This is a genomic window from Allorhizocola rhizosphaerae, assembly GCF_003426775.1.
Classification (GTDB): domain Bacteria; phylum Actinomycetota; class Actinomycetes; order Mycobacteriales; family Micromonosporaceae; genus Allorhizocola; species Allorhizocola rhizosphaerae.
Map to the genome: position 1 here is coordinate 1 of NZ_QJUG01000167.1, position 18,572 is coordinate 18,572.

Sequence of the window (18,572 nt, forward strand, 5' to 3'; positions counted from 1 at the left end):
GCGTCACCCTCCACGAACCGGTAGTTCGGGTCCTTGTCGTAGCTCTTGGCCACGGGCCCGTACTTCGAGTAGTTGTCGAGGCCGACCACCTGATAACCGCGCTTGAGCATGTCTTCGACGACGTAGCCGCCGATGAAGCCCGCCGACCCGGTAATGAGTACCTTTGTCACTTTCCGATCTTCTCCCTGGGATTTTCGTCCGAGTTGTTGCTGAGTTTCTTCACCTGTTCGACGGTGAGCCTGCGCCCGAAGGCGAACCGATACCACTTCAAGTAGGCGGGCACGAACCCGACGAGGTCGAAGCGGGACTCGCCGAGCGTGCGGTCGAGCCAGATGGTGGGGATCTCCGCCACCGGGCGGCGCATCCGGTGGGCCTTGGCGGTCAGTTCCAGGCCGATCGAGAAACCCGTGCGGCTCTCGATGCCCACCTGCCGCACCCACTCCGTGTTGTACGCCTTGAAGCTGTTGGTCGCGTCGCGGGTGCCCACGCGGGCGAGCAAGCGCAGCGACCGCCCCGCCACGCGGGAGAGCAGGCCCTTGAACCGCGGCCCGCCCACCTGCTGCCCGCCGGGCATGTAGCGCGAGGCCGCCGCGACCACCACGCCCCGGTCCACCAGCCTGGCAAGCTCATCGATCTGTCGTGGGTCGTCGGATCCGTCGGCCATCGTCACGACCGCGATGGGTGCCCGCGCGACATCGATGCCGAAGCGGATGGCGTTGGCCGGGCCCTTGCCGTAGGTGTTGAGCACCGGGCGCACGCGCGGGTCGTTGGCCGCGACCTTTTCGGCGAACGGGACCGTCGTGTCCTCCGGCATGTCATAAACCACAAGCACTTCCGCCGACAGCCGCACCTCGCGCAGGATGCGCTCCAGGCACGCGATGATGCCCTCCCCCTCGTTGTAGACGGGGATGACCACGGACACCTGCGGGCTCATATCCGCATTCCCCGCCCGGTGATGCCCCACATGTCGGCGACCGGCTTTTCGGTGGCCAGATCGCGGTATTCCGGGTGGGGCGCAGCCACCACGAGCAGGTCGGAGCGCTCGATCACCTCGCCAAGCGGCAGGAACCGGTCATCGACCACGTAAGGGTCGTTGCACAGCGTCTCCTTGGTCTTCAGCGTGAGAATCTTGCGCAGCTTGTACGAGAGGCTCTCCCGCGGGTCGTCGCTGCCACCCTTGAACGCCATGCCCAGGATGCCCACGGTGAGCTCGGACAGGTCGTATTCGGCCTCAAGCCGGGACACCAGATAAAGCGGGAGGCCCTCGTTGATGAGCATCGCCGAGTGGCCGAGCACGAAGTTGTTCTTGTTGAACGCGGCCAGCTGCATCGTGTCCTTGAACAGGCACGGCCCCGCCGCGAACCCGGGGCCGGGGATGTCGGCCGCGCGCGGGTAGTCGAAGGCGATCGCGTGGCGGATGCGCTCGAAGTCAAGGCCGGCGTCGTTGGCCATCATCCAGAACTGGTTGGCCGCCGCGAACTTGATGTAACGCCATGTGTTGGTGAACAGCTTGGCCAGCTCCGCCTCTTCCGGCTGCAGGCGCACGATCTGGTCGGTGAGGTTGCGGAACACCTTCTCGGCCCGGTCGGCGGCCTCGTCGGTGCGGGCGGCAACGATCTGCGGCAGGCTGAACAGCTCGACCATCGCCTTGCCCTCGGCGATGCGCTCGGGGCAGAACGCGACGTCGATCTGCAGGCCGCGCCGGGCGAGCATGCGCTCGGTGAGCGCCGTGACTCCGGGGTGGACCGTGCTGCGCAGGATGATCAACTGGCCGTGCCGCAGGTGATCGGCGCAGCGCTCGATGGCCTGCGGGACCGCGCCGATGTTGGGGTTGAGGTGCTCATCGACGGGTGTGCCCACAATGACGATGATGTTTTCGGATGTGCCGACGCTCGCCGGGTCGGTGGTCGCCACGAGCCGGCCGTCGGCGGTGGTCTCCTGCAGCGGCCGCTGCGCGCCGTCCTCCTGGAACGGGAGCCGGCCCTGGTTGACCACGTCCACCGCGGCCTGGTTGATGTCGTAGAGCGTCACCGTCAGGCCGCGCTCGGCGAGCGCGATGCCCAACGGAAGCCCCACACGCCCGCAACCCCCGATGATCACGACGTCGCGGGTTTGTCCATCAATGTTCATAGCGAGTGTGCTCCCCAAACTCCTGTACGACCGTCCCATGTCCAGGATTCCCAGACGTGACGCTTAGGCTACATGTCCGCGTGAATCGCGCCGCAAGGCTATGCTGCGAGGTCATTTGCCCCGCATGCCCCTAATGTGCTCGCGGGTCAGCTTGGCGCCCGCAATGTGCTCCTGGGCCAGTTCGGCGCGCACCCGCAGGGAATCGGCGTGCGCCTGCAAACCTTGTGCCACTTGGGCCAGCTCCTGCGCGCGGGCCACGGCCGCGCGCAACCCGCCCTGCTCGGCCTGCAGCACGGCCACCCGCTTGCGCAGCGCGCGCAGGACGAGCACGAGATAGACCAGTGCCGCGAACACGATGACGCCGGCGACGATCCAGACAACCACGGCCCCAGCCTAGTCAGTCGTAATTGGCCAACGCCGAGCGCGCACTCTCCCGCACAACATCGGCGAGTTCCCCGGGGGCGACGACCGAAACATCGGGCCCGAGCCCCAGCACGAACCGGCGTGCCCAGTCCATATCGTGCACACGCATCGCGACCAGCCATTCATCACCCGACCGGGTGACACGCTCGCACGGGTAGTACTCGGTGATCCAGCGGCTGCCGCGGCCCACCCGCAGCGTGATCAGCGGGGATCGCGGATCGGGCTGGAACACGCCCTCGCTCAGATCGGCGCCGACCGCGCCGGGCGGCGGCGCGGCGGGCTCGTCGAGCTCCACGAGCGCGTCGATCCGGTCGACCCGGAACATCCGCACGCCCTGCGCCTGCCGGCACCAGGCCTCCAGATAGGACCGCCCGGACACCGACAGCAGCCGCATCGGGTCGACCACCCGGTCGGAAGTGACGTCGCGGGCCGCCGAGTAGTAACCGATGCGCAGCGCCCGCCCCCGGGTGATGGCGGCCCGCAGGGTGGCCAGCCGGTCCTCGTCGCCTGGCAGCCGCACGGCGATCGGTGGCGTGCTGTCGACGACGGCCGCCTGCTCGATTTTGGCCAGCGCCCGCTCGATGGTGTCGCGATCGGACACCCCGGGCGTCTCCAGCAGCATGCGCAGTGCCACGACCAGCGCCGTGGCCTCGTCGGGGGTCAGGCGCAGAGGGCGGTCGATGCCCGCGTCATAGGTCACGGTCACCCGGTCGCCGTCGAACGACATGTCGATCAGGTCGCCGGGCCCGTAGCCGGGCAGCCCGCACACCCACAGCAGCTCCAGGTCGTCGCGCAGCTGATCCTCGGTGACACCCAGATCGGACGCCGCCTCCGACAACCGGATCCCGGGGCGGGCCAGCAGATAGGGCACGAGGTTGAGCAACCTGGCCAGCCGGTCCCCCGCCGACACTGTCACGCCGCCACTTCCTCGCTGTCGCTCGAAAGTGCCGCCCTGACATAGAGCCGGACCTCGCGCGAGCGCTCGGTCATGCCGCCACACCCACCAGTGATGACGAGCCGGCCGCGACCTCCTCCAGCCGCGCGATGACACACTTGCGCACCTCGTCGGGCTCCAGCACGGTGACGTCGGCGCCGTAGCCGACGAGCCAACGGGCGAAGCTTTCCGGGCACGCATAGCGCAGCTCGACGATGTCGCCCTCGACGGCCGTGCCCACGCTCTGCGCCCACCGCCGGACACCCGCCGCACGCCCATGGCGCACAAGGACTTTGGCCACACTGGTGCGCTCGACCGGGCCGGTGCGGCGGGCCACGTGATCGATCAGATCGAGGTCGCGCGGTGGGGTGAACGAGTTTTCGGGCCCGTAGGCGCGCACGGTGGTCGTGATGCGCGATAGGCGGAAACAACGGGCGGCGTCGCGGTCGATGTCGTGACCCACCACATACCACTTGCCGCGCCAGCACACCACGCCCCACGGCTGCAGCCGCCGCGTGCGGGCGTTGTCTTCCTCGGGCACGCGGTAGCCGAACGTCACGTGGCGGCGCAGCCGCGCGGCCGCGGTCAGTGGCTCGAACGCGGCGTCGACCGCGATGACCGGCTCCACGCCCAGGGTCGCGTCGGGGTCGAGCTCCAGCCCGCCCGCGCGCAGCTTGGCCAGACCGGACGACGCCGCGGCGGCCATGCCCGCGTGCCGCCACAGCCGTGCGGCCACGCCGATCGCGGCTGCCTCGCTGGGCTCCAGCAGGATCGGGGGCAGGGCGTAGTCACGGTGGGCGATGCGATAGCCGGGCTCGGTGTCGAAAATGCTTGCGGTGCCGGTCTCCAGCGGCACGCCGAGCGCGCGCAGCTCGGCCTTGTCTCGCTCGAACTTGCGCTGAAAGGCCTCGTGCTCCTTGGGGTCGTCGGGGTCGTGCTCGTAGCCGGGCACGGTCGCGGCGATCTGCGCCGCGGTCAGGTAACGGCGTGTGGACAGCAAGCAGATAACCAGATTGACCAGGCGTTCGGTTCGGCTGCGCGACACAGCAGCCACGCTAGCAGCGCAGGCGCTTGAGGTGGTAACCGAATAGGGTGACTAAATGATCCAGTGGAGGGAAGGCTTCGTCACCCGCCGGGTCCGCGAATGGCGCGGCGCCGTGCAGCTTGAGGTCTCCATACAAGATATTGATGCGGTACCGGCCATCGCCTACCCAGATCTGGTGGGCGAGCCGGTCGTGGGCGACCGGGTGCTGCTCAACACGAACGCGCTCGAACTCGGGCTGGGCACCGGCGGGATGGCGTTCGTGGTCGCGATCCCCGACCGGCTCCCGCCCGACCACGGACGGCCCAACGGGCACATCGTCAAGGCTCGATACAGTCCACTGCAGACGATCCGGCTGGCGGTCGACGAGGAGGCCTCGCCCGCGCGGCCCATCATGGAGCGGGCGACCCACCTCGCCGGAATGCCCGTTGTCACCGCCGACTTACACTCCGCACTCCCGGCGATCCTCGCGGCCATCCACGCCGACGCGCCCGGCGCGAAGGTGGCCTACGTCATGACCGATGGCGGCGCGCTGCCGGCCGGGCTGTCGCGCACGCTGGACGCGCTGGCCGACGAGCTGGTGGGGGTCGTCACGGCGGGGCAGGCATGGGGCGGCGATCTGGAGGCGGTGAACGTCCACAGTGGACTGTTGGCCGCGCGGCACGTGCTGGGGGCCGACCTCACCGTGGTCTCCCAGGGGCCGGGCAACCTCGGCACCGGTACCACATGGGGATTTTCAGGGGTTTCGGTGGGTGAGTCGGTCAACGCCGCGGCCACGCTCGGCGGCCGTCCCGTCGGTTCGCTGCGCCTGTCGGATGCCGACCCGCGACCCCGGCACCGCGGCGTGTCGCATCACAGCCTGACCGCCTATGGGCAGGTGGCGCTGCTTCCGGCCGACATCGCGGTGCCCGCCGGGCTCCGCAAGTCCACATTGGACGCGCTGCGGCCGTTGGCGGACCGGCATCGACTCGTCACGGTCCGCACCGACGGGCTGGAGGACGCGCTGCGCAAGTCGCCCGCCCAGCTGTCCACGATGGGCCGCGACCTGGACGACGATCCCGTCTATTTTCTCGCGGCGGCGGTGGCGGGTCGCCACGCCGCGTCGCTGCTCACGGCGTGAAGATCAGCAGGGCGACGAAGCCGCCGACGATCAAGAGCAGGATGGCCGTCAGGACCCACGTGGGCACCAGATATTCACCGCGGCGATTGCGCTGGATCTCCTCGTAGATCTTGTCGCGCCGCCGCTGAATCCAGTTGTCGGCGGGCGGCCGCTCGGGGTCCGTCATAGTGGCTAACATACTGCTCGTGAATCGGCATCGCGGCATCATCCTGCTCGTCCTGGCGGCACTGGTGCTGCGTGTGCTGGTCATGGTGGCCTATCCGCCCGCGTTCTGGTTCTACGGCGACAGCGGCAGCTTCGTGGAGAAGGCCGCCAAGCCGCTGGACCCGTACAACACCGGCGGGCTGGGCTACATCATGGCGCTCAAGGTGTTCGAGTTCTTCGGCTCGTTCACCGTCGTGGCGGCCGCGCAACACCTGGCCGGACTGCTGCTGGGCGTGGCCGTCTACGCGCTGCTCGTGCGGCGTGGGCTGCCGCGCTGGCTGGCGTGCGCGGCCGCGGTGCCGGTGCTGTTCGATCCGCTGCAGCTCACGCTGGAGCACTATCTGCTCAGCGAGACACTGTTCACCGTGCTCGCGGTGGCCGGGGTGCTGTTGCTGCTGTGGCAGCGCGTGCCCAACGTGGTGGCGTGCGGCATTGCCGGGCTGGTCATCATGATGTCGTGGTTCACCCGGCCGAGCACGATGGCCGTGACCGTGATCCTGGCCGGATATCTGATCCTGCGCCGGGTCGGGTGGGCGCGGGTCGTCGCGTTCGTTGCGGCATTCGTGATTCCCTATGCGGCGGTGCTCATCTGGATCGGCGAGCGGCCCTCGGCGTACGGGCCGAGCACGGCCAACCGCGCCATGTATTCGCGCGTCGCGGGGTTCGTCGACTGCTCGCGCCTGGAGCTGACGCCGCAGGAGGCGCGGCTGTGTCCCGAGGAGCCGCTGGGCCAACGGCACGACCGCGCCGACTGGTACGGCTGGAACGGGCCCGCGACCACGGTCCCGCTCACCGACAGCCAGATTCTGCGCGACTTCGCGATGAAGGCCATCCGCGCGCAGCCCGGTGACTACGCGGCAACGGTCGCGCTCGAACTGGCCCCGCACTTCATCCCCGGCGTGGTGGTCGGGCCGGAGCACGTGTGCCTGCGCGGGCGGTACGACATGCCAGACACCGTGCGCGGAGAAGACGTGCCCACGTCGTGCAAGCCGGGCCTGGCGCAGCAGACGTGGGCCGCGCCGGTCGCCGACTCGGCACGCGCTCCCGCCGCCACCGGGCTGACCCGCGCGCTGCACGCCTATTCGGTCGGGCTGCGCTGGCTGCCGCCGGCGCTCACGACGCTGGCGTTCCTGCTCACCCTGGCCGCTTTGGTGGTGCGCAGGCGCGGCCCCGAGGTGCGCGATGCGGTCATGCTGGCCCTCGTCGCCGCGGCGATCATCGTGCCTTCGGTGCTCGTCGGGATGTATGAGGCACGCTATGGACTGCCGGCCCTGCCGATCGTCAGCGTGATGGCCGCGCTGGCCCTGCACCACCTACTGAACCGACCCAAGCCCGACGAGGAGAGCAGTGAGCAACCTGCAGCTGTCGACGCCACCGCAGTCGACTATGCCCGCTGACGAGGCACGTGGCCGGCTCGACCGCCTGCGCGGCTTGGAGCTGTTCGTGCCCGCGGCGCAGCGGCCCATCACGCGCCGCAGGGTCGTGCCGGCCGTGCTCGCCCTCCTCGCCGGCACGGCACTGGCGGTGTCGCGCACCCGCGGGCCCGGCGCGCTCAACTCCATCTGGGCCGAGGACGGGCAGAACTTCCTGCACGACGCGCTGACCAAATCGCCGATCGACGCCATCACGACGCCGTTCAACGGCTACTGGCACGTGCTGCCGCGCCTGCTGGCCGAGATCGCCGTGCTGGTGCCGCTGGAGATCGCCCCGGCCGTGCTGTCGATCCTCGCCGCCCTGGTCACCACGTCGCTGGCCCTGCTGGTCTACACCATCAGCGGCGCCTACTTCGAGCACACGGTGTTCCGGCTGGCCGTGGCCGTCCCGGTGGCTTTCGCCCCGGCGGGCATCGGATGGGTGGAAAACAATGTGGCCACCCTCCAATTCCCTTTGCTGTACGGACTTTTCTGGACCCTGTTGTGGGCTCCGGCCACGCGCACGGGCCGTGTGGTCGCGCTCGTTGTGGTCGCGGTGGCCGGGCTCACCAGCCCGCTGGCGTTGGTGTTCATACCCCTGGTCGTCGCGCGGTTGATCATGCGCCCATCGAGGCTCGGCTGGGGCGTCGCCGCGGCCCTGGGCACCGGGATCGCGGTCCAGTTCGGCGGGCAGGCCCTGGGCTACGCCAGCCGCGCGGGCCTGGGCGAGCCGCGCTACACCGACCCGGTGTGGGCCGTGTACGAGTACATGACCCGGGTCGTGCCCGTCGGTGTGCTGGGCGAGAAGTGGTCCTTCGACGATTCCGTCGAGCGGCTGTGCCCGGAGTTCGTCGTGCACCACCACAACGAACACCGGCTGCTCGTGCTCGCGTCGTGGGTGATGGTCGCCGCCGTCGTCTACGCGGCCGTGCGCGTCGCCCGCCCGGCGTGGGCCCTGGCCATCGTCGCGGGCGGGTTCAGCGTCGCGCTGTGGTCGACGTCCATCATGGCGCTGGGCTGCTCCGCCCATCGGTACCTGACCGCACCCGCGCTCCTGCTCATCGCCGCGCTGGCCGCGCTGATGCGCCCCAAACCCGGAGCCAAGCCGCTACACACGGCCACAGTGGTGTTCCTGACGTTCATGGCTGTGGTGCTCGTGGTCAACCTGCGCACCGACGGGCCGCGGGCCAAGGGTCCAAAGTGGTCGGACGCGCTGCAGGACGCGCGGTCACAGTGCGCCGACCCGAGCCGGGAAACGGCGAAGGTCTACACCCGCTGGGCCGTTGTCCTGCCCTGCGACGCGGTGCGCCGCTGATCGGCGGTCATCTCCGTCCAGATCACCTGCTCCAGGACGCCGTCGACCTCGGTCGTGTAGCTCTTGTCCGGTACCTCCACGAAGCCGAACCGGCGATGCAGCGCGAGCACCGGCTTGTTGCGCGCCAGCGTGCGCCCGCCCAGCCGGGTAACCTTCATCACATCGAAGCTGTAGGCGATGGCCTCCTTCTCCAGCTCCATCCAGGCGGCCAGCAGGTCGCCGCGCTCCTGCAGGCCGTCGACGTCGAGGAAGAAGCCCCACTCCACCGAGCCGTCCTCGGGGTCGTGGTCGGTGAAGGTGACCGCGCCGGCCGGGACACCGTCGCGCAGGTAAATCATCACGTGCCGGGCCGGGTCCGCCGAAACACTCTCCCACCAGGCACGATGCATGTCCTCGGGGATGAACTTGGTGTATATCGCGGTCCCGCGCACCTGCGGATGGTTGCGCCAGCGCCGAATCGACTCGACATGCTCCTGCTCGGCCGCGACGAGAGGCATTGCCCGCCAACCCCCTAAGCTCCGTCAAAATCGTGGCCGACGGTACACTAGCCCCGCCCAGACAGGCTCTGCGCCCGTCACGTTGACATTCGAAGAGGACTCGCGCTCGCATGAGTAATATCGATCGTCTCCGCACGTCGTTCCGGACGGCTCTGGACCTCTCCAGCGACTTCGACGTCGACGCCCTCGAATACCGGGGCATCGAGAAGTGGGACTCGCTGGCGCACATGTCGCTGGTCGCGACGCTGGAAGACGAGTTCGGCGTGATGATCGATACCGACGACGTGATCGACATGAGCTCGTTCGGCAAGGCACGGGAGATTCTGCAGAAGCAGGGTGTTGACTTTGCCGGGTGAGGCGCGGGTCGCTCTGGTCACCGGTTCCTCGCGCGGGATCGGCCGGGCCGTCGCGCGGCGGCTCGCGGCCGACGGCTACAGCCTCGTGCTGCACGGGCGCGCGCAGGGGGCCGCCGATGAGGCGGCCAAGGAGCTGACCACGCAATTCGGGACAGACGTGCTGCCCGTGCACGGTGACGTGGCCGAGCCCGCCGACATCAAGGCCATCTTCCGCCAGATCTTCGAGCGGCACCGCCGGCTCGACGCGCTCGTGGCCAACGCCGGGGTGCACGAGGCCGGGCTGCTGGGCATGATGAGCGACGCGAGCGTGGCCAACCTGTTCGCGGTCAACGCGGTCGGGGCCACGCACACCCTGCAGGGCGCGGTCAAGCTGCTGCGCCGGGGCACCGACCCGGCCGTGGTGCTGCTCTCCTCGGTCATGGGCACGACCGGCGCGCCGGGGCAGGTCGTCTACGGCGCGTCCAAGGCCGCCGTGGCGGGCCTGGCCCGTGCGGCGGCAAAAGAGCTTGGCCCCAATGGCATCCGGGTCAACGCGGTCGCGCCGGGGTTCGTCGCCACCGACATGCTGTCCACATTGGACGAGGCGGGGCGGCAGGAGCGGGTCGCGTCCACCGCGCTGGGCCGGCTCGGTGAGCCCGAAGACGTCGCCGACGTGGTCGCGTTCCTGCTGTCGAGCTCCGCGCGGTTCGTGACGGGTCAGGTGATCGCGGTCGACGGAGGGCTGGTCATCTGATGGCGCTCATCAATCGCGGAGCCCGGTTGATTGACGCGCTCGACGGGCGCGTGCTCGCCGGCGACGACCTGGCCGCCGCGGTCGCGCGTGCCGCTGATGCGTTGTCCGGCAAGCGATCCGGGGTGGTGTTCGCCCGCTTCCCCACCGATGTCGCGGCTGTCGTGCGCTATCTGGGTGCCTGGGAGGCGCACCGGCCCGTGGCCCTGCTCGATCCCGAGCTGCCCGCCGAGTCGCTGCTCGAACTGATCGCGCGGTTCGAGCCCGCGGTGGTCACGGGAGCGCCGGACGGCGCGGCCGCGGCCGGTTATCGCGCGCTCGACGACACAGCGCTCGGCCCGGTGTGGGAGCGCATCGGCGAAACCGTTACGCCCCATCCGGAGTTGGGCGTGCTGCTGGCCACGTCGGGCTCGACCGGCGACCCGAAGTTCGTGCGGCTGTCCCGTTCGGCCGTCGAGGCCAACGCGCGGTCCATCGCCGAGGCGCTGTCGATCGGGCCCGGCGAGACCGCGCCGACCAACCTGTCGCTGTTCTACAGCTACGGCATGTCGGTGCTCAACAGCCACCTGATCGCCGGGGCCGCCGTCATCGTGCAGCCGCACAGCCTGCTGGAGCGGCCGTTCTGGCAGATGATCGAGCGGTTCGAGGCGACGTCGCTGGCGGCCGTGCCCTACCAATACGAGATGCTCAAGCGGCTGCGCTTCGACCCGGCCAAATACCCCAAGCTGCGCACGCTGACCCAGGCGGGCGGGCGGCTGCGGGCCGAGCTCATCACCGACTTCCACAACCGCATGACCGGTGTGTCCGGCCAGATGTTCGTGATGTACGGGCAGACTGAGGCCGGGCCGCGGATGACCACGCTGCCATCGGACCGGCTGCCCGACAAGCTGGGCTCCGTGGGCCCCGCGATCCCGGGCGGGCGGTTGACCGTGCGCCTGGAGGACGGCACCGAGACCGGCGCGGCCGGGGTGACCGGTGAGGTGGTCTATCGAGGGCCCAACGTCATGATGGGCTACGCCGAGCGGGCCGCCGATCTGACCCGAGGCGACGAGCAGGGTGGCGTGCTGGTGACCGGCGACCTCGGGTACCAGGACGAAGAGGGTTTTCTCTTCATCACCGGCCGGCTCAAGCGGTTCGGCAAGGTGTTCGGCGTGCGGCTCAACCTCGACGACGTGGAGAAGTTGCTGCGCGCGCACGGGCCTGTGGCCGCCGTCAGCGGCGACGACAAGGTCGTGATCTGGGTCGAGGGCGCGAGCGAGGGGGCCGGGCACGCGATCGCCTCGGAGCTCGCCGAGCGGCTCAACCTGCACTGGACCGGTTTCGACGTGCGCGCCATCGACCGGCTCCCGCTGCTGCCCAGCGGCAAAATCGACTACAAGAGCTTGGAGAAGGCGGCATGAGCGAGGGCTTGCCCCGAGTGACTCGACAGGCATGCCTCGCGGAGCGCAGCGAAGGGAGGCCATGGTGACGACCGTGGTTGACGGGGTGTTCACGCTTTCCCAGGCGGACAAGCAGGAGCGGCTGCTGCCGGAGCTGGCCCGGCTGACCGAGCACCACCGGCGCAACGGCGAGGCCTACGCGCGCATCCTGTCGGCGACCGGGCACGGGCCCGACCGCGACTACCGCTCGGTGGCCGACCTGCCGTGGCTTCCGGTGCGGCTGTTCAAGACGCAAGTGCTCAAGAGCATCCCCGACGAGTCGGTGTTCAAGGTACTCACATCCTCGGGCACGACCGGCGACGTGAGCCGCATCTTCCTGGACAAGGAGGCGGCCGCGGCGCAGACGCGCATGCTGTCGCGCACCATCCAGGCCGCCATCGGGCGGCAGCGGTTGCCCATGCTCATCGCCGACACGCCTGCGGTCATCAAGGACCGCAAGTCGTTCAGCGCCCGGGGCGCGGGCGTGCTGGGCATGATGAACTTCGGCCGCGACCACGTGTGGGCACTCGACCCGCAGGAAAAGCCCGATGTCGAGGCCATCAAAGGGTTTCTGGCCAAGCATGGCGGGCAGCCGTTTCTCATCTTCGGCTTCACGTTCATGGTGTGGCTTTATCTGTACGAGGTCGCCCGCGAACACAAGCTCGATTTGTCGAACGGTGTTCTGATCCATTCGGGCGGGTGGAAGAAGCTCATCGACCAGTCGGTGGACAACGCAGCGTTCCGTCAGGCGTTCGCCAACCACACCGGGCTGACCCGGATTCACAACTTCTATGGGATGGTCGAGCAGATCGGGGTCGTCTATCTCGAAGGGCCGCAAGGCAATTCGCTGTACTGTCCCGACTTCGCCGACGTCATCATCCGCGACCCCGAGACGTGGCAAGAGCTTCCGCCCGGCAAGCCGGGACTGGTCGAGGTGGTCAGCACGCTGCCGGAGTCATACCCGGGGCACGCCTTGCTCACCGAGGATTTGGGCGTGGTGCACGGCATCGACGACGGCGACTGGCCCGGCAAGCGGTTCTCCATCCTGGGCCGGCTGCCGCGCGCCGAGGCCCGGGGTTGCAGCGACACGTTCAGCGGGGGTCAGGCATGAAGCTGAAGGCACGATTCCCGCAGGGGCCCGACTGCACCGTCGACGACCTGCTGGCCGACGTGACGCGCGAGCCCGAGGGCGGGCGTCTGGTGGTCGGCGACGAACGGGTGCGCGACTTCCTCGCCAGCTTCTCGCGGCGGCTGCTGCGGCCCGAGACGGCCCGGCGCTTCCCCGAGCTCGGCTCGCTCGGATTCTTCCTGCGGCGCGGCGAGATCGCCAAGGCGATCGAGCGGCTGCACGACGGCGCGAGCGGAAACCGGTACCTGCCAAGGGGATTGGTTCTGCACTTCCCACCGGCCAATGTGGACACCATCTTCGTGTACTCGTGGGCGCTGTCGGCGCTGTCGGGCAATGCCAACATCGTGCGGGTGTCCAACCGTTCCGCGGGTGCGGCCGAGACGGTCATCGACGCGCTCAACGCCACGCTGGCCGAGGCGCATCCGGCGATCGCGCAGACTCAGCGGATGGTCGGCTACGAACGCGACGACGCCGTGACCGCCGCGCTGTCGCTGGCGTGCGATCTGCGGGTGATCTGGGGCGGCGACCGGTCGGTCACCGACATCCGGCGCCATCCGCTCGCACCGCTTTCGCGCGATCTGACGTTCCCCGACCGGTCGTCGTTCGCGGCGGTCGCGGTCGACGCCTGGCACGAGGCGTCGGCGGAGGCCAAGCGCAGGGCGGTCGACGGGTTCGCCAACGACGTGTACTGGTTCGACCAGGCCGCGTGCTCGTCGCCGCGGGTGCTGTTCTGGGTCGGGGCTTCCGTCGGCGCCGAATTGGCGCGGGAGGAGTTCATGGGCCTGCTCGGCGACGCCGTCGCGGCCCGCGGCTGGCGGGTCGACGCCGCCATGGCGGTCGAAAAGCACGTGGCGACATACGGTTTGGCCGCCGAGGGCGCGGCCACGCGGGTGCGGTTCGCGGGCAACGCGGTCGCCGAGGTCGAGCTCGCCGAGCCGGTGCGGATGCAGCGCGACTGGCTGGGCGCGGGCACCATCTGCCACGCGACCGTCGGCTCGCTCGCGGAGCTGGTGCCGCTGGTGCGGCGCAAGGACCAGACGTTCAGCCAGTTCGGCTTCACCGCGGCCCAGCTGGACGAGTTCGTCACCGCGCTCGCCGGGCGGGGGGTGGACCGCATCGTGCCGTTCGGCTCGGCGCTCACCTTCGCCAGCGTGTGGGACGGCTTCGACCTCCTACGAGAGTTCACCCGCCAAACCACAATCTGGCCCGGCTGACCCCTTTCCGGCTGATCATGAGCTTAGGTCCATGTCCGGCGCCGGGTCGTTTCCGAAATTTCATGCTCGACGCCGCGTCGCCGCGGTCGGTTGATCATGGAGCTCATGCCTCGGCACGACGCCGAACATTGATTTAGGTTATGACCACCGGCGCTCAGCCGATTTTGCGGGCCTCGATCACGAAGCCGCTGGCGATGACCGACGCCGATGGGTGATGCACCAGCAGCAGGTCGAGCAGCTTGAGCGGGGACAGGATCCAGGTGAGCGGGACCAGCGCGCGGTAGAGCTTCTCGCTGCCGAACGACAGCGTCATCGCCAGCCACTCCTGCAGCACCCACACCAGGGCGGAGGTCGGCCCGGCGCCCACCTTCACGCTGAGCACCTCGAAGCCGGGGAATTGCTCCGCCAGGCCGACCTTGGTGTAGCGCTGATAGTCGTAGGGCGAGGCGTGGAACGGCTGCATGAACGGCACAAAGGCCATGACCCGCCCGCCCGGCGCAAGCACGCGGTGCATCTCGGCGATGTGCTCGGCCGGGTCGGTGACATGCTCCAGCACCGCGATGCTCATCGCGCCCGCCAGCGACCCGTCGGCCAACGGCAGCCTGCGCAGATCCGTGACGATGTCCACCTCGTCGTAGGCGCCACCGTCGATGCACACCAGGCGCGGATCGCGCCGGTGCGTGCCCGAGCCCAGGTCGGCCACCAGCTCCCGGTCGAGATCGAAGCTGCGCAGGAACGGCTTGACGAAGTTCACCGACAGCACGGGCGAGAGCGCACTGATCGCCAGCGGGTAGACCCGGCTGAACCGGCGCTTGACCGTCTCCTTGATCCGGTTGAGCGGGTCGGACCGCAGCTCCGACTCCTCGAAGCCGCCGAAGCGCAACTGCTGCCCGCGCCGCTGGCCCGACGCTCCACAAGCGACACACGCCAGGTCGTCGTCGAGCTTGCCCCGGCACTCCGGGCACGAAAGCGCCGCCTCAATCTTGGCGAAACGGGATCCCCGCGCGGTCGCGGCGGCTCCGCTCAGCCCGGACCTGGCGTCTGCTGTCGCGCTCATCGCGCCTCCGTCTCTTCCGGCTGCTGCTTCGCGTGAGAAGTGTAGACCGCGCATTTGCCGGACACGGGACCGGCCCGAAACCGCACACCTTGTAAACTGCCGTCGGCGTAAAAGCCAAAAGGTCGGATTCACCAGGGACCCGACAGGTGTTCGAAGGACGATGGATCTTGCAGAACCAGGCGGATTCTCAGCCCAGCCGTGGTCGGTGGTCATGAGCTCAGTGGTCGTCGGGCCCTCGCCCAGTGCACCCGCGGGCCCGCCGGACCCGGCCGGCCGGGATGACGCGTCCCTGCGCGGCCGGCTGAGGCCGATCATCCGGTCCGGGTGGATACCGGCGGTGGGCGTGTGCCTGGTGACCATCGTCGCGCTGCACTACTACGCCGTACCATTCGGCACCACGCTGACGTTCATCGCCTACATCGCGCTGGGTGTGAGCCTGCCCGGCACGCTCGTGTGGCGGGCTTTGCAGCGGCGCTCGGGCGCGTTCGTCTTCGACGTCGCGGCCGGCACGGCGCTGGGTTACGCGCTGGAGACCCTGCTGTACATCCCGTCGCGGTGGATCGGTGCGCCGTGGCTGGTGTGGGTGTGGCCGGTCGCCATCGTCGCGGCGTTCGCGGCAGTGCCGGGGCTTCGCCGGTTCTGGCGCGGCTCGTCCCGCCCGGAGGACCGGACCCCGCCGTGGTTCGCGTGGTCGGTCGCCGGCATCTTCATGGTGATCGTCTACTGGAGCTGCACGCGGTTTTTCCGCACGCATGGGCTGGTGTGGCCGTACTTCGCCGCGCCCGACGCCGACTCGCCGTTCCATCTGGCGATCATCGGCGAGGCCAAGCACCACATGCCGCTGACCTCGCCGTGGCTGCCCGAAGAGCCCCTGCTCTACCACTGGTTCGTCTACTCCGAGATGGCCGCGACCAGCTGGGCCACCGGAATCGAGCCGCAGGTGCTCCTGCTGCGCCTGTCGCTGCTGCCGTTCCTGGCGACCTTCCTCGTGCTCGTGGCCGCCATCGCACGCAAGCTCACCGGGCTGTGGTGGACCGGCCCGGTCGCCGGAGTGATGACCTTCTTCGTGCTCGCCCCCAACCCGTACCCGTGGCCGCTGCACGGATGGTTCTCCACGTTCGCCACGAGCCCGGTCGACGACGGCTCCAACTTCCGCGTCGTGATGTGGACCAGCCCCACCCAGACCTTCGGGGTCGCCCTGTTCGCGCTCGTGGTCCTCGTGCTGACCGACCTGCTGCGCGGCGCCTCGACCCGCGGCCGGTGGGCGTTGCTGAGCCTCATGCTGGTCGCGGTGATGGGCGCCAAGGCCACGTTCCTGCCGATCCTGTGCGCCGCGCTGATGCTCGTCATCGCGGTCGGCCTGCTGATGCGGCGCGGCCTCAACAAGGCGGCCGTCGCGGCCTTCTCCATCACCCTGGTGTGCCTGCTCTATGCGCAGTTCGTGCTGTTCGGCGGCGCCTCGCAGGGCCTGCAGCTCAAGCCGCTCAACATGACCCGCATCTCGGGCAACGCCTACACCACGGGCTTCGCCACGGGCGACGACGTGCCGCTGTGGCGCCTGCTGCTCATCGCGCTGATCACGGTGGCGTGCTGGGCGGCGATCTGGTTCGGCATCGCCGGCCTGTTCCGCCGCCGCTCCCTGCTGGAGCCCGCGACCGTGATGCTGATCGGCATCGGCCTGGCCGGCATGGCCGCGATCATGCTGCTTGGCCACGAGGGCGGCGCCGAGGGCTGGTTCCTCAACTCCGCGCGGCCCTATCTGGGCCTCGCCGCGGTGGTGGGCCTGGCGTCATTCACCTATGTGAAGAAGCTGACCTGGCAGACGGCGGCCATGCTCGGTTCGGCCGTCCTATTTGGACTCATCGTGATGCGGGCCGTGCGCTACGTCGTGCCCAACGAGGTGCCGACGGTCTTGTTCGGCACGGCGGATCCGGGCGCGATCCGCGACTACAAGTGGCTGGCGTGGCAGCTGGTCTACCCATACCTGCTCGTGGCCGCGGCGGCCGGCCTGTTCATCGCGGGCGTGTTCATCGCGCGCAAGCGCTCGGCCGCCGTGCGCGCCATCAGCTTCCCGCTCATTGTGGCGGTACTGGCCGGGTTCGGGTTGTTCAGCACGGCCGATCACCTGCTCGACGCAGCCCGCACCGCGCGCTCGACCTACTGGCGCAACGTCCTGATGATTCCCCCCACCATGGCGGAGGGCTCACGCGACGCGGGCCGTTGGCTGCGCGACCACTCCGACTCCGATGATCTCGTGGCCACCAACGCGCACTGCCTGCACTATCCGGGCACAAAGCCCGAGCTGTGCGACAACCGGCACTTCCACATCGCCGCGTTCACCGAGCGCAGGGTGCTCATCGAGGGCTGGGGCTTCACCGCCCGCACCCACGTGGAGTCGCGGCGCCGGCACGAAGACCTGGCCTACGTGACCTACTGGGATCAGGCCAAGCTCGCCGCCAACGACGCCGCGTTCCTGTCGCCGTCGGCGCAGACCATCGGCAGGCTGCGCGACGAGTTCGGCGTCAGGTGGCTGTTCGTCGACGAGACCGCCCCGTTCTCCACCGACATCGAGCGCCATGCCACGCTGCGCTTCCGCAGCGGGAAGAGCGCCGTCTACGAGATCACGGGTTAGCCTCCGGTCGGCCGTCTCATGTGGACGATGACGGAAGACCCACCGGCGATGCTGCCCTTCCGCAGCGCGAAGAACGCCGTCTACGAGATCACGGGTTAACGTCCCCGTCGGCCGTCTCATGTGGACGATGACGGAAGGCCCACAGGCGATACACCTGATAGCTGATGAGGGGCACCGCCACCGTCATGATCATCTGGGCCAGCAGCACCGGCACGCCCACCACCTCGATCAGCAGCGGCAGTCCCACCAGTCCCGCGACGAGACCGCTGATGAACACGGTGTAGAACCGGAAGAATCCGGCCAGCCACGGACCGGTCGCCTTGAACACCAGCCGCCGGTAGACCGGATACATCACCACGGCCGTGGCCAGGTTGGTCCAGACCGCGACGACCAGATAGTGCAGCCACTGCGAGGCGAGCAGCCAGGTCACCGAAAAGATCAGGTAGCTGACGGCCGCCGAACCGCCGCCGGTGAGCACATAGCGCACCCGGCGGTCATCGATGAGGGCCTGCAACGTCTTGGGAAACGGCGATGCGGCCACGGGCGGCTGCTCCTCACGCACTTCAGGCACAGCCAGAGTGTACGGGCCCGCCGCGGCCGCAGGTGTTGACCATGAAGTTAATGCCGCGACACGCCGCCGGACATGGACGCAAGTTCATGATCAACGCGAAGGGGTAGCGGTGCGAATGCTCGTGGGCGGCTGCACGTGTAATCTCAAGCCGTTGCCCCGGTGAGCCGCGACAAAGGAGCTGGGAGTTGTTCGTCTCGGTCGTCATTCCGTGTTACCGGTCGGCCGGCATGCTGCCGGCGCTCGTCGAGCGGCTCAACAAGGTGATGGCCGACGCGACCACGGCATACGAGATCATCCTTGTGGTGGACGGCAGCCCCGACAACACCTGGGAGGTCGCCGACTCCCTGGCCAAGCGCTCCGGCCCGGTGCGCGCCATCCGGCTCGCCCG

General features: G+C 69.1%; 20 protein-coding genes. 10 read left to right on the forward strand and 10 right to left on the reverse strand.

All coding sequences use genetic code 11. From position 1 onward, the window contains the following. The 6 genes from DM816_RS45545 to DM816_RS29260 form a co-directional block, all read right to left on the reverse strand. Positions 1-266 (reverse strand): GDP-mannose 4,6-dehydratase (locus DM816_RS45545; protein WP_342768766.1); only part of this gene is annotated, 266 nt, incomplete at its 3' end. Continuing rightward, on the reverse strand, positions 167-934 hold the full coding sequence (locus tag DM816_RS29240; protein WP_117213609.1) for a glycosyltransferase family 2 protein: 768 nt from the start codon (positions 932-934) through the stop codon (positions 167-169). The genes DM816_RS45545 and DM816_RS29240, both read right to left, overlap by 100 nt. Then, positions 931-2,130, reverse strand: coding sequence for a nucleotide sugar dehydrogenase (locus DM816_RS29245; protein WP_117213610.1), 1,200 nt, complete (start codon positions 2,128-2,130; stop codon positions 931-933). The genes DM816_RS29240 and DM816_RS29245 overlap by 4 nt, the downstream gene beginning before the upstream one ends. 111 nt (positions 2,131-2,241) lie before the next feature. After that, positions 2,242-2,514, reverse strand: a complete 273-nt coding sequence (locus DM816_RS29250) for a hypothetical protein (protein WP_117213611.1) — start codon at positions 2,512-2,514, stop codon at positions 2,242-2,244. 13 nt (positions 2,515-2,527) lie between these two features. Next, complete coding sequence (locus tag DM816_RS29255; RefSeq protein ID WP_170318884.1) at positions 2,528-3,469, reverse strand: helix-turn-helix transcriptional regulator; 942 nt, start codon at positions 3,467-3,469, stop codon at positions 2,528-2,530. 70 nt (positions 3,470-3,539) lie between these two features. After that, on the reverse strand, positions 3,540-4,532 hold the full coding sequence (locus DM816_RS29260) for a helix-turn-helix transcriptional regulator (RefSeq protein ID WP_117213613.1): 993 nt from the start codon (positions 4,530-4,532) through the stop codon (positions 3,540-3,542). A gap of 55 nt (positions 4,533-4,587) precedes the next feature. On the opposite strand from DM816_RS29260, the gene DM816_RS29265 reads away from it, so the two are divergent. Next, complete coding sequence (locus DM816_RS29265; RefSeq protein WP_117213614.1) at positions 4,588-5,649, forward strand: DUF3866 family protein; 1,062 nt, start codon at positions 4,588-4,590, stop codon at positions 5,647-5,649. Here the strand turns inward: DM816_RS29265 and DM816_RS29270 are convergent. Beyond that, positions 5,639-5,815 carry a hypothetical protein gene (locus tag DM816_RS29270; protein ID WP_246002398.1) on the reverse strand — a complete coding sequence of 59 codons (177 nt, stop codon included), beginning with the start codon at positions 5,813-5,815 and terminating at the stop codon, positions 5,639-5,641. The two genes, DM816_RS29265 and DM816_RS29270, sit on opposite strands and share 11 nt — an antisense overlap. Positions 5,816-5,834: 19 nt before the next feature. Between DM816_RS29270 and DM816_RS29275 the strand changes: the two genes are divergently transcribed. Then, positions 5,835-7,250 carry a hypothetical protein gene (locus tag DM816_RS29275; RefSeq protein ID WP_117213616.1) on the forward strand — a complete coding sequence of 472 codons (1,416 nt, stop codon included), beginning with the start codon at positions 5,835-5,837 and terminating at the stop codon, positions 7,248-7,250. Then, positions 7,201-8,580 (forward strand): hypothetical protein, encoded by a 1,380-nt coding sequence (locus tag DM816_RS29280; protein WP_162907953.1) that lies wholly within the window; start codon positions 7,201-7,203, stop codon positions 8,578-8,580. Before DM816_RS29275 ends, DM816_RS29280 begins: the two co-directional genes overlap by 50 nt. On the opposite strand, the gene DM816_RS29285 is transcribed toward DM816_RS29280, so the two are convergent. After that, on the reverse strand, positions 8,532-9,077 hold the full coding sequence (locus DM816_RS29285; protein WP_117213618.1) for a GNAT family N-acetyltransferase: 546 nt from the start codon (positions 9,075-9,077) through the stop codon (positions 8,532-8,534). The two genes, DM816_RS29280 and DM816_RS29285, sit on opposite strands and share 49 nt — an antisense overlap. A gap of 110 nt (positions 9,078-9,187) precedes the next feature. Between DM816_RS29285 and DM816_RS29290 the strand changes: the two genes are divergently transcribed. The 5 genes from DM816_RS29290 (at position 9,188) to DM816_RS29310 (ending at position 13,924) form a co-directional block, all read left to right on the forward strand. Continuing rightward, positions 9,188-9,433: an acyl carrier protein gene (locus DM816_RS29290; RefSeq protein ID WP_117213627.1), complete on the forward strand. Its 246-nt coding sequence runs from the start codon at positions 9,188-9,190 to the stop codon at positions 9,431-9,433. Further along, a complete protein-coding gene (locus DM816_RS29295; protein WP_246002400.1) occupies positions 9,417-10,166 on the forward strand; it encodes an SDR family NAD(P)-dependent oxidoreductase in 750 nt (249 codons plus the stop codon). Before DM816_RS29290 ends, DM816_RS29295 begins: the two co-directional genes overlap by 17 nt. Next, positions 10,163-11,563 (forward strand): AMP-binding protein, encoded by a 1,401-nt coding sequence (locus DM816_RS29300; protein WP_211588906.1) that lies wholly within the window; start codon positions 10,163-10,165, stop codon positions 11,561-11,563. Before DM816_RS29295 ends, DM816_RS29300 begins: the two co-directional genes overlap by 4 nt. Positions 11,564-11,636: 73 nt before the next feature. After that, the gene (locus DM816_RS29305; protein ID WP_170318885.1) at positions 11,637-12,692 is read left to right on the forward strand and encodes a LuxE/PaaK family acyltransferase; all 1,056 of its coding nucleotides are present in this window, start codon (positions 11,637-11,639) and stop codon (positions 12,690-12,692) included. Beyond that, positions 12,689-13,924, forward strand: a complete 1,236-nt coding sequence (locus DM816_RS29310) for an acyl-CoA reductase (RefSeq protein WP_117213622.1) — start codon at positions 12,689-12,691, stop codon at positions 13,922-13,924. The genes DM816_RS29305 and DM816_RS29310 overlap by 4 nt, the downstream gene beginning before the upstream one ends. Before the next feature lie 154 nt (positions 13,925-14,078). Here the strand turns inward: DM816_RS29310 and DM816_RS29315 are convergent, their stop codons facing one another. Then, positions 14,079-14,981, reverse strand: a complete 903-nt coding sequence (locus DM816_RS29315; RefSeq protein ID WP_162907954.1) for a methyltransferase domain-containing protein — start codon at positions 14,979-14,981, stop codon at positions 14,079-14,081. A 211-nt stretch (positions 14,982-15,192) separates the two neighbouring features. Here DM816_RS29315 and DM816_RS29320 point away from each other — a divergent pair, with 211 nt between their 5' ends. Then, a complete protein-coding gene (locus tag DM816_RS29320) occupies positions 15,193-17,613 on the forward strand; it encodes a hypothetical protein (RefSeq protein ID WP_162907955.1) in 2,421 nt (806 codons plus the stop codon). Between the two features lie 88 nt (positions 17,614-17,701). Here DM816_RS29320 and DM816_RS29325 read toward each other — a convergent pair whose 3' ends face one another. Further along, positions 17,702-18,184 (reverse strand): GtrA family protein, encoded by a 483-nt coding sequence (locus tag DM816_RS29325; RefSeq protein ID WP_162907956.1) that lies wholly within the window; start codon positions 18,182-18,184, stop codon positions 17,702-17,704. Positions 18,185-18,369: 185 nt separating this feature from the next. On the opposite strand from DM816_RS29325, the gene DM816_RS29330 reads away from it, so the two are divergent. After that, positions 18,370-18,572, forward strand: a 203-nt coding sequence (locus DM816_RS29330; RefSeq protein ID WP_117213626.1) for a glycosyltransferase, incomplete at its 3' end; no start/stop codon positions are given.

What these genes read in the sequence shown, in the direction of transcription:
- DM816_RS29290 (WP_117213627.1), top strand. Translation starts at nt 9,188, where the DNA reads ATGAGTAATATCGATCGTCTCCGCACGTCGTTCCGGACGGCTCTGGAC.
- DM816_RS29245 (WP_117213610.1), bottom strand. Translation starts at nt 2,130, where the DNA reads ATGAACATTGATGGACAAACCCGCGACGTCGTGATCATCGGGGGTTGC.
- DM816_RS29320 (WP_162907955.1), top strand. Translation starts at nt 15,193, where the DNA reads ATGAGCTCAGTGGTCGTCGGGCCCTCGCCCAGTGCACCCGCGGGCCCG.
- DM816_RS29240 (WP_117213609.1), bottom strand. Translation starts at nt 934, where the DNA reads ATGAGCCCGCAGGTGTCCGTGGTCATCCCCGTCTACAACGAGGGGGAG.
- DM816_RS29265 (WP_117213614.1), top strand. Translation starts at nt 4,588, where the DNA reads ATGATCCAGTGGAGGGAAGGCTTCGTCACCCGCCGGGTCCGCGAATGG.
- DM816_RS29285 (WP_117213618.1), bottom strand. Translation starts at nt 9,077, where the DNA reads ATGCCTCTCGTCGCGGCCGAGCAGGAGCATGTCGAGTCGATTCGGCGC.
- DM816_RS29270 (WP_246002398.1), bottom strand. Translation starts at nt 5,815, where the DNA reads ATGACGGACCCCGAGCGGCCGCCCGCCGACAACTGGATTCAGCGGCGG.
- DM816_RS29310 (WP_117213622.1), top strand. Translation starts at nt 12,689, where the DNA reads ATGAAGCTGAAGGCACGATTCCCGCAGGGGCCCGACTGCACCGTCGAC.
- DM816_RS29315 (WP_162907954.1), bottom strand. Translation starts at nt 14,981, where the DNA reads ATGAGCGCGACAGCAGACGCCAGGTCCGGGCTGAGCGGAGCCGCCGCG.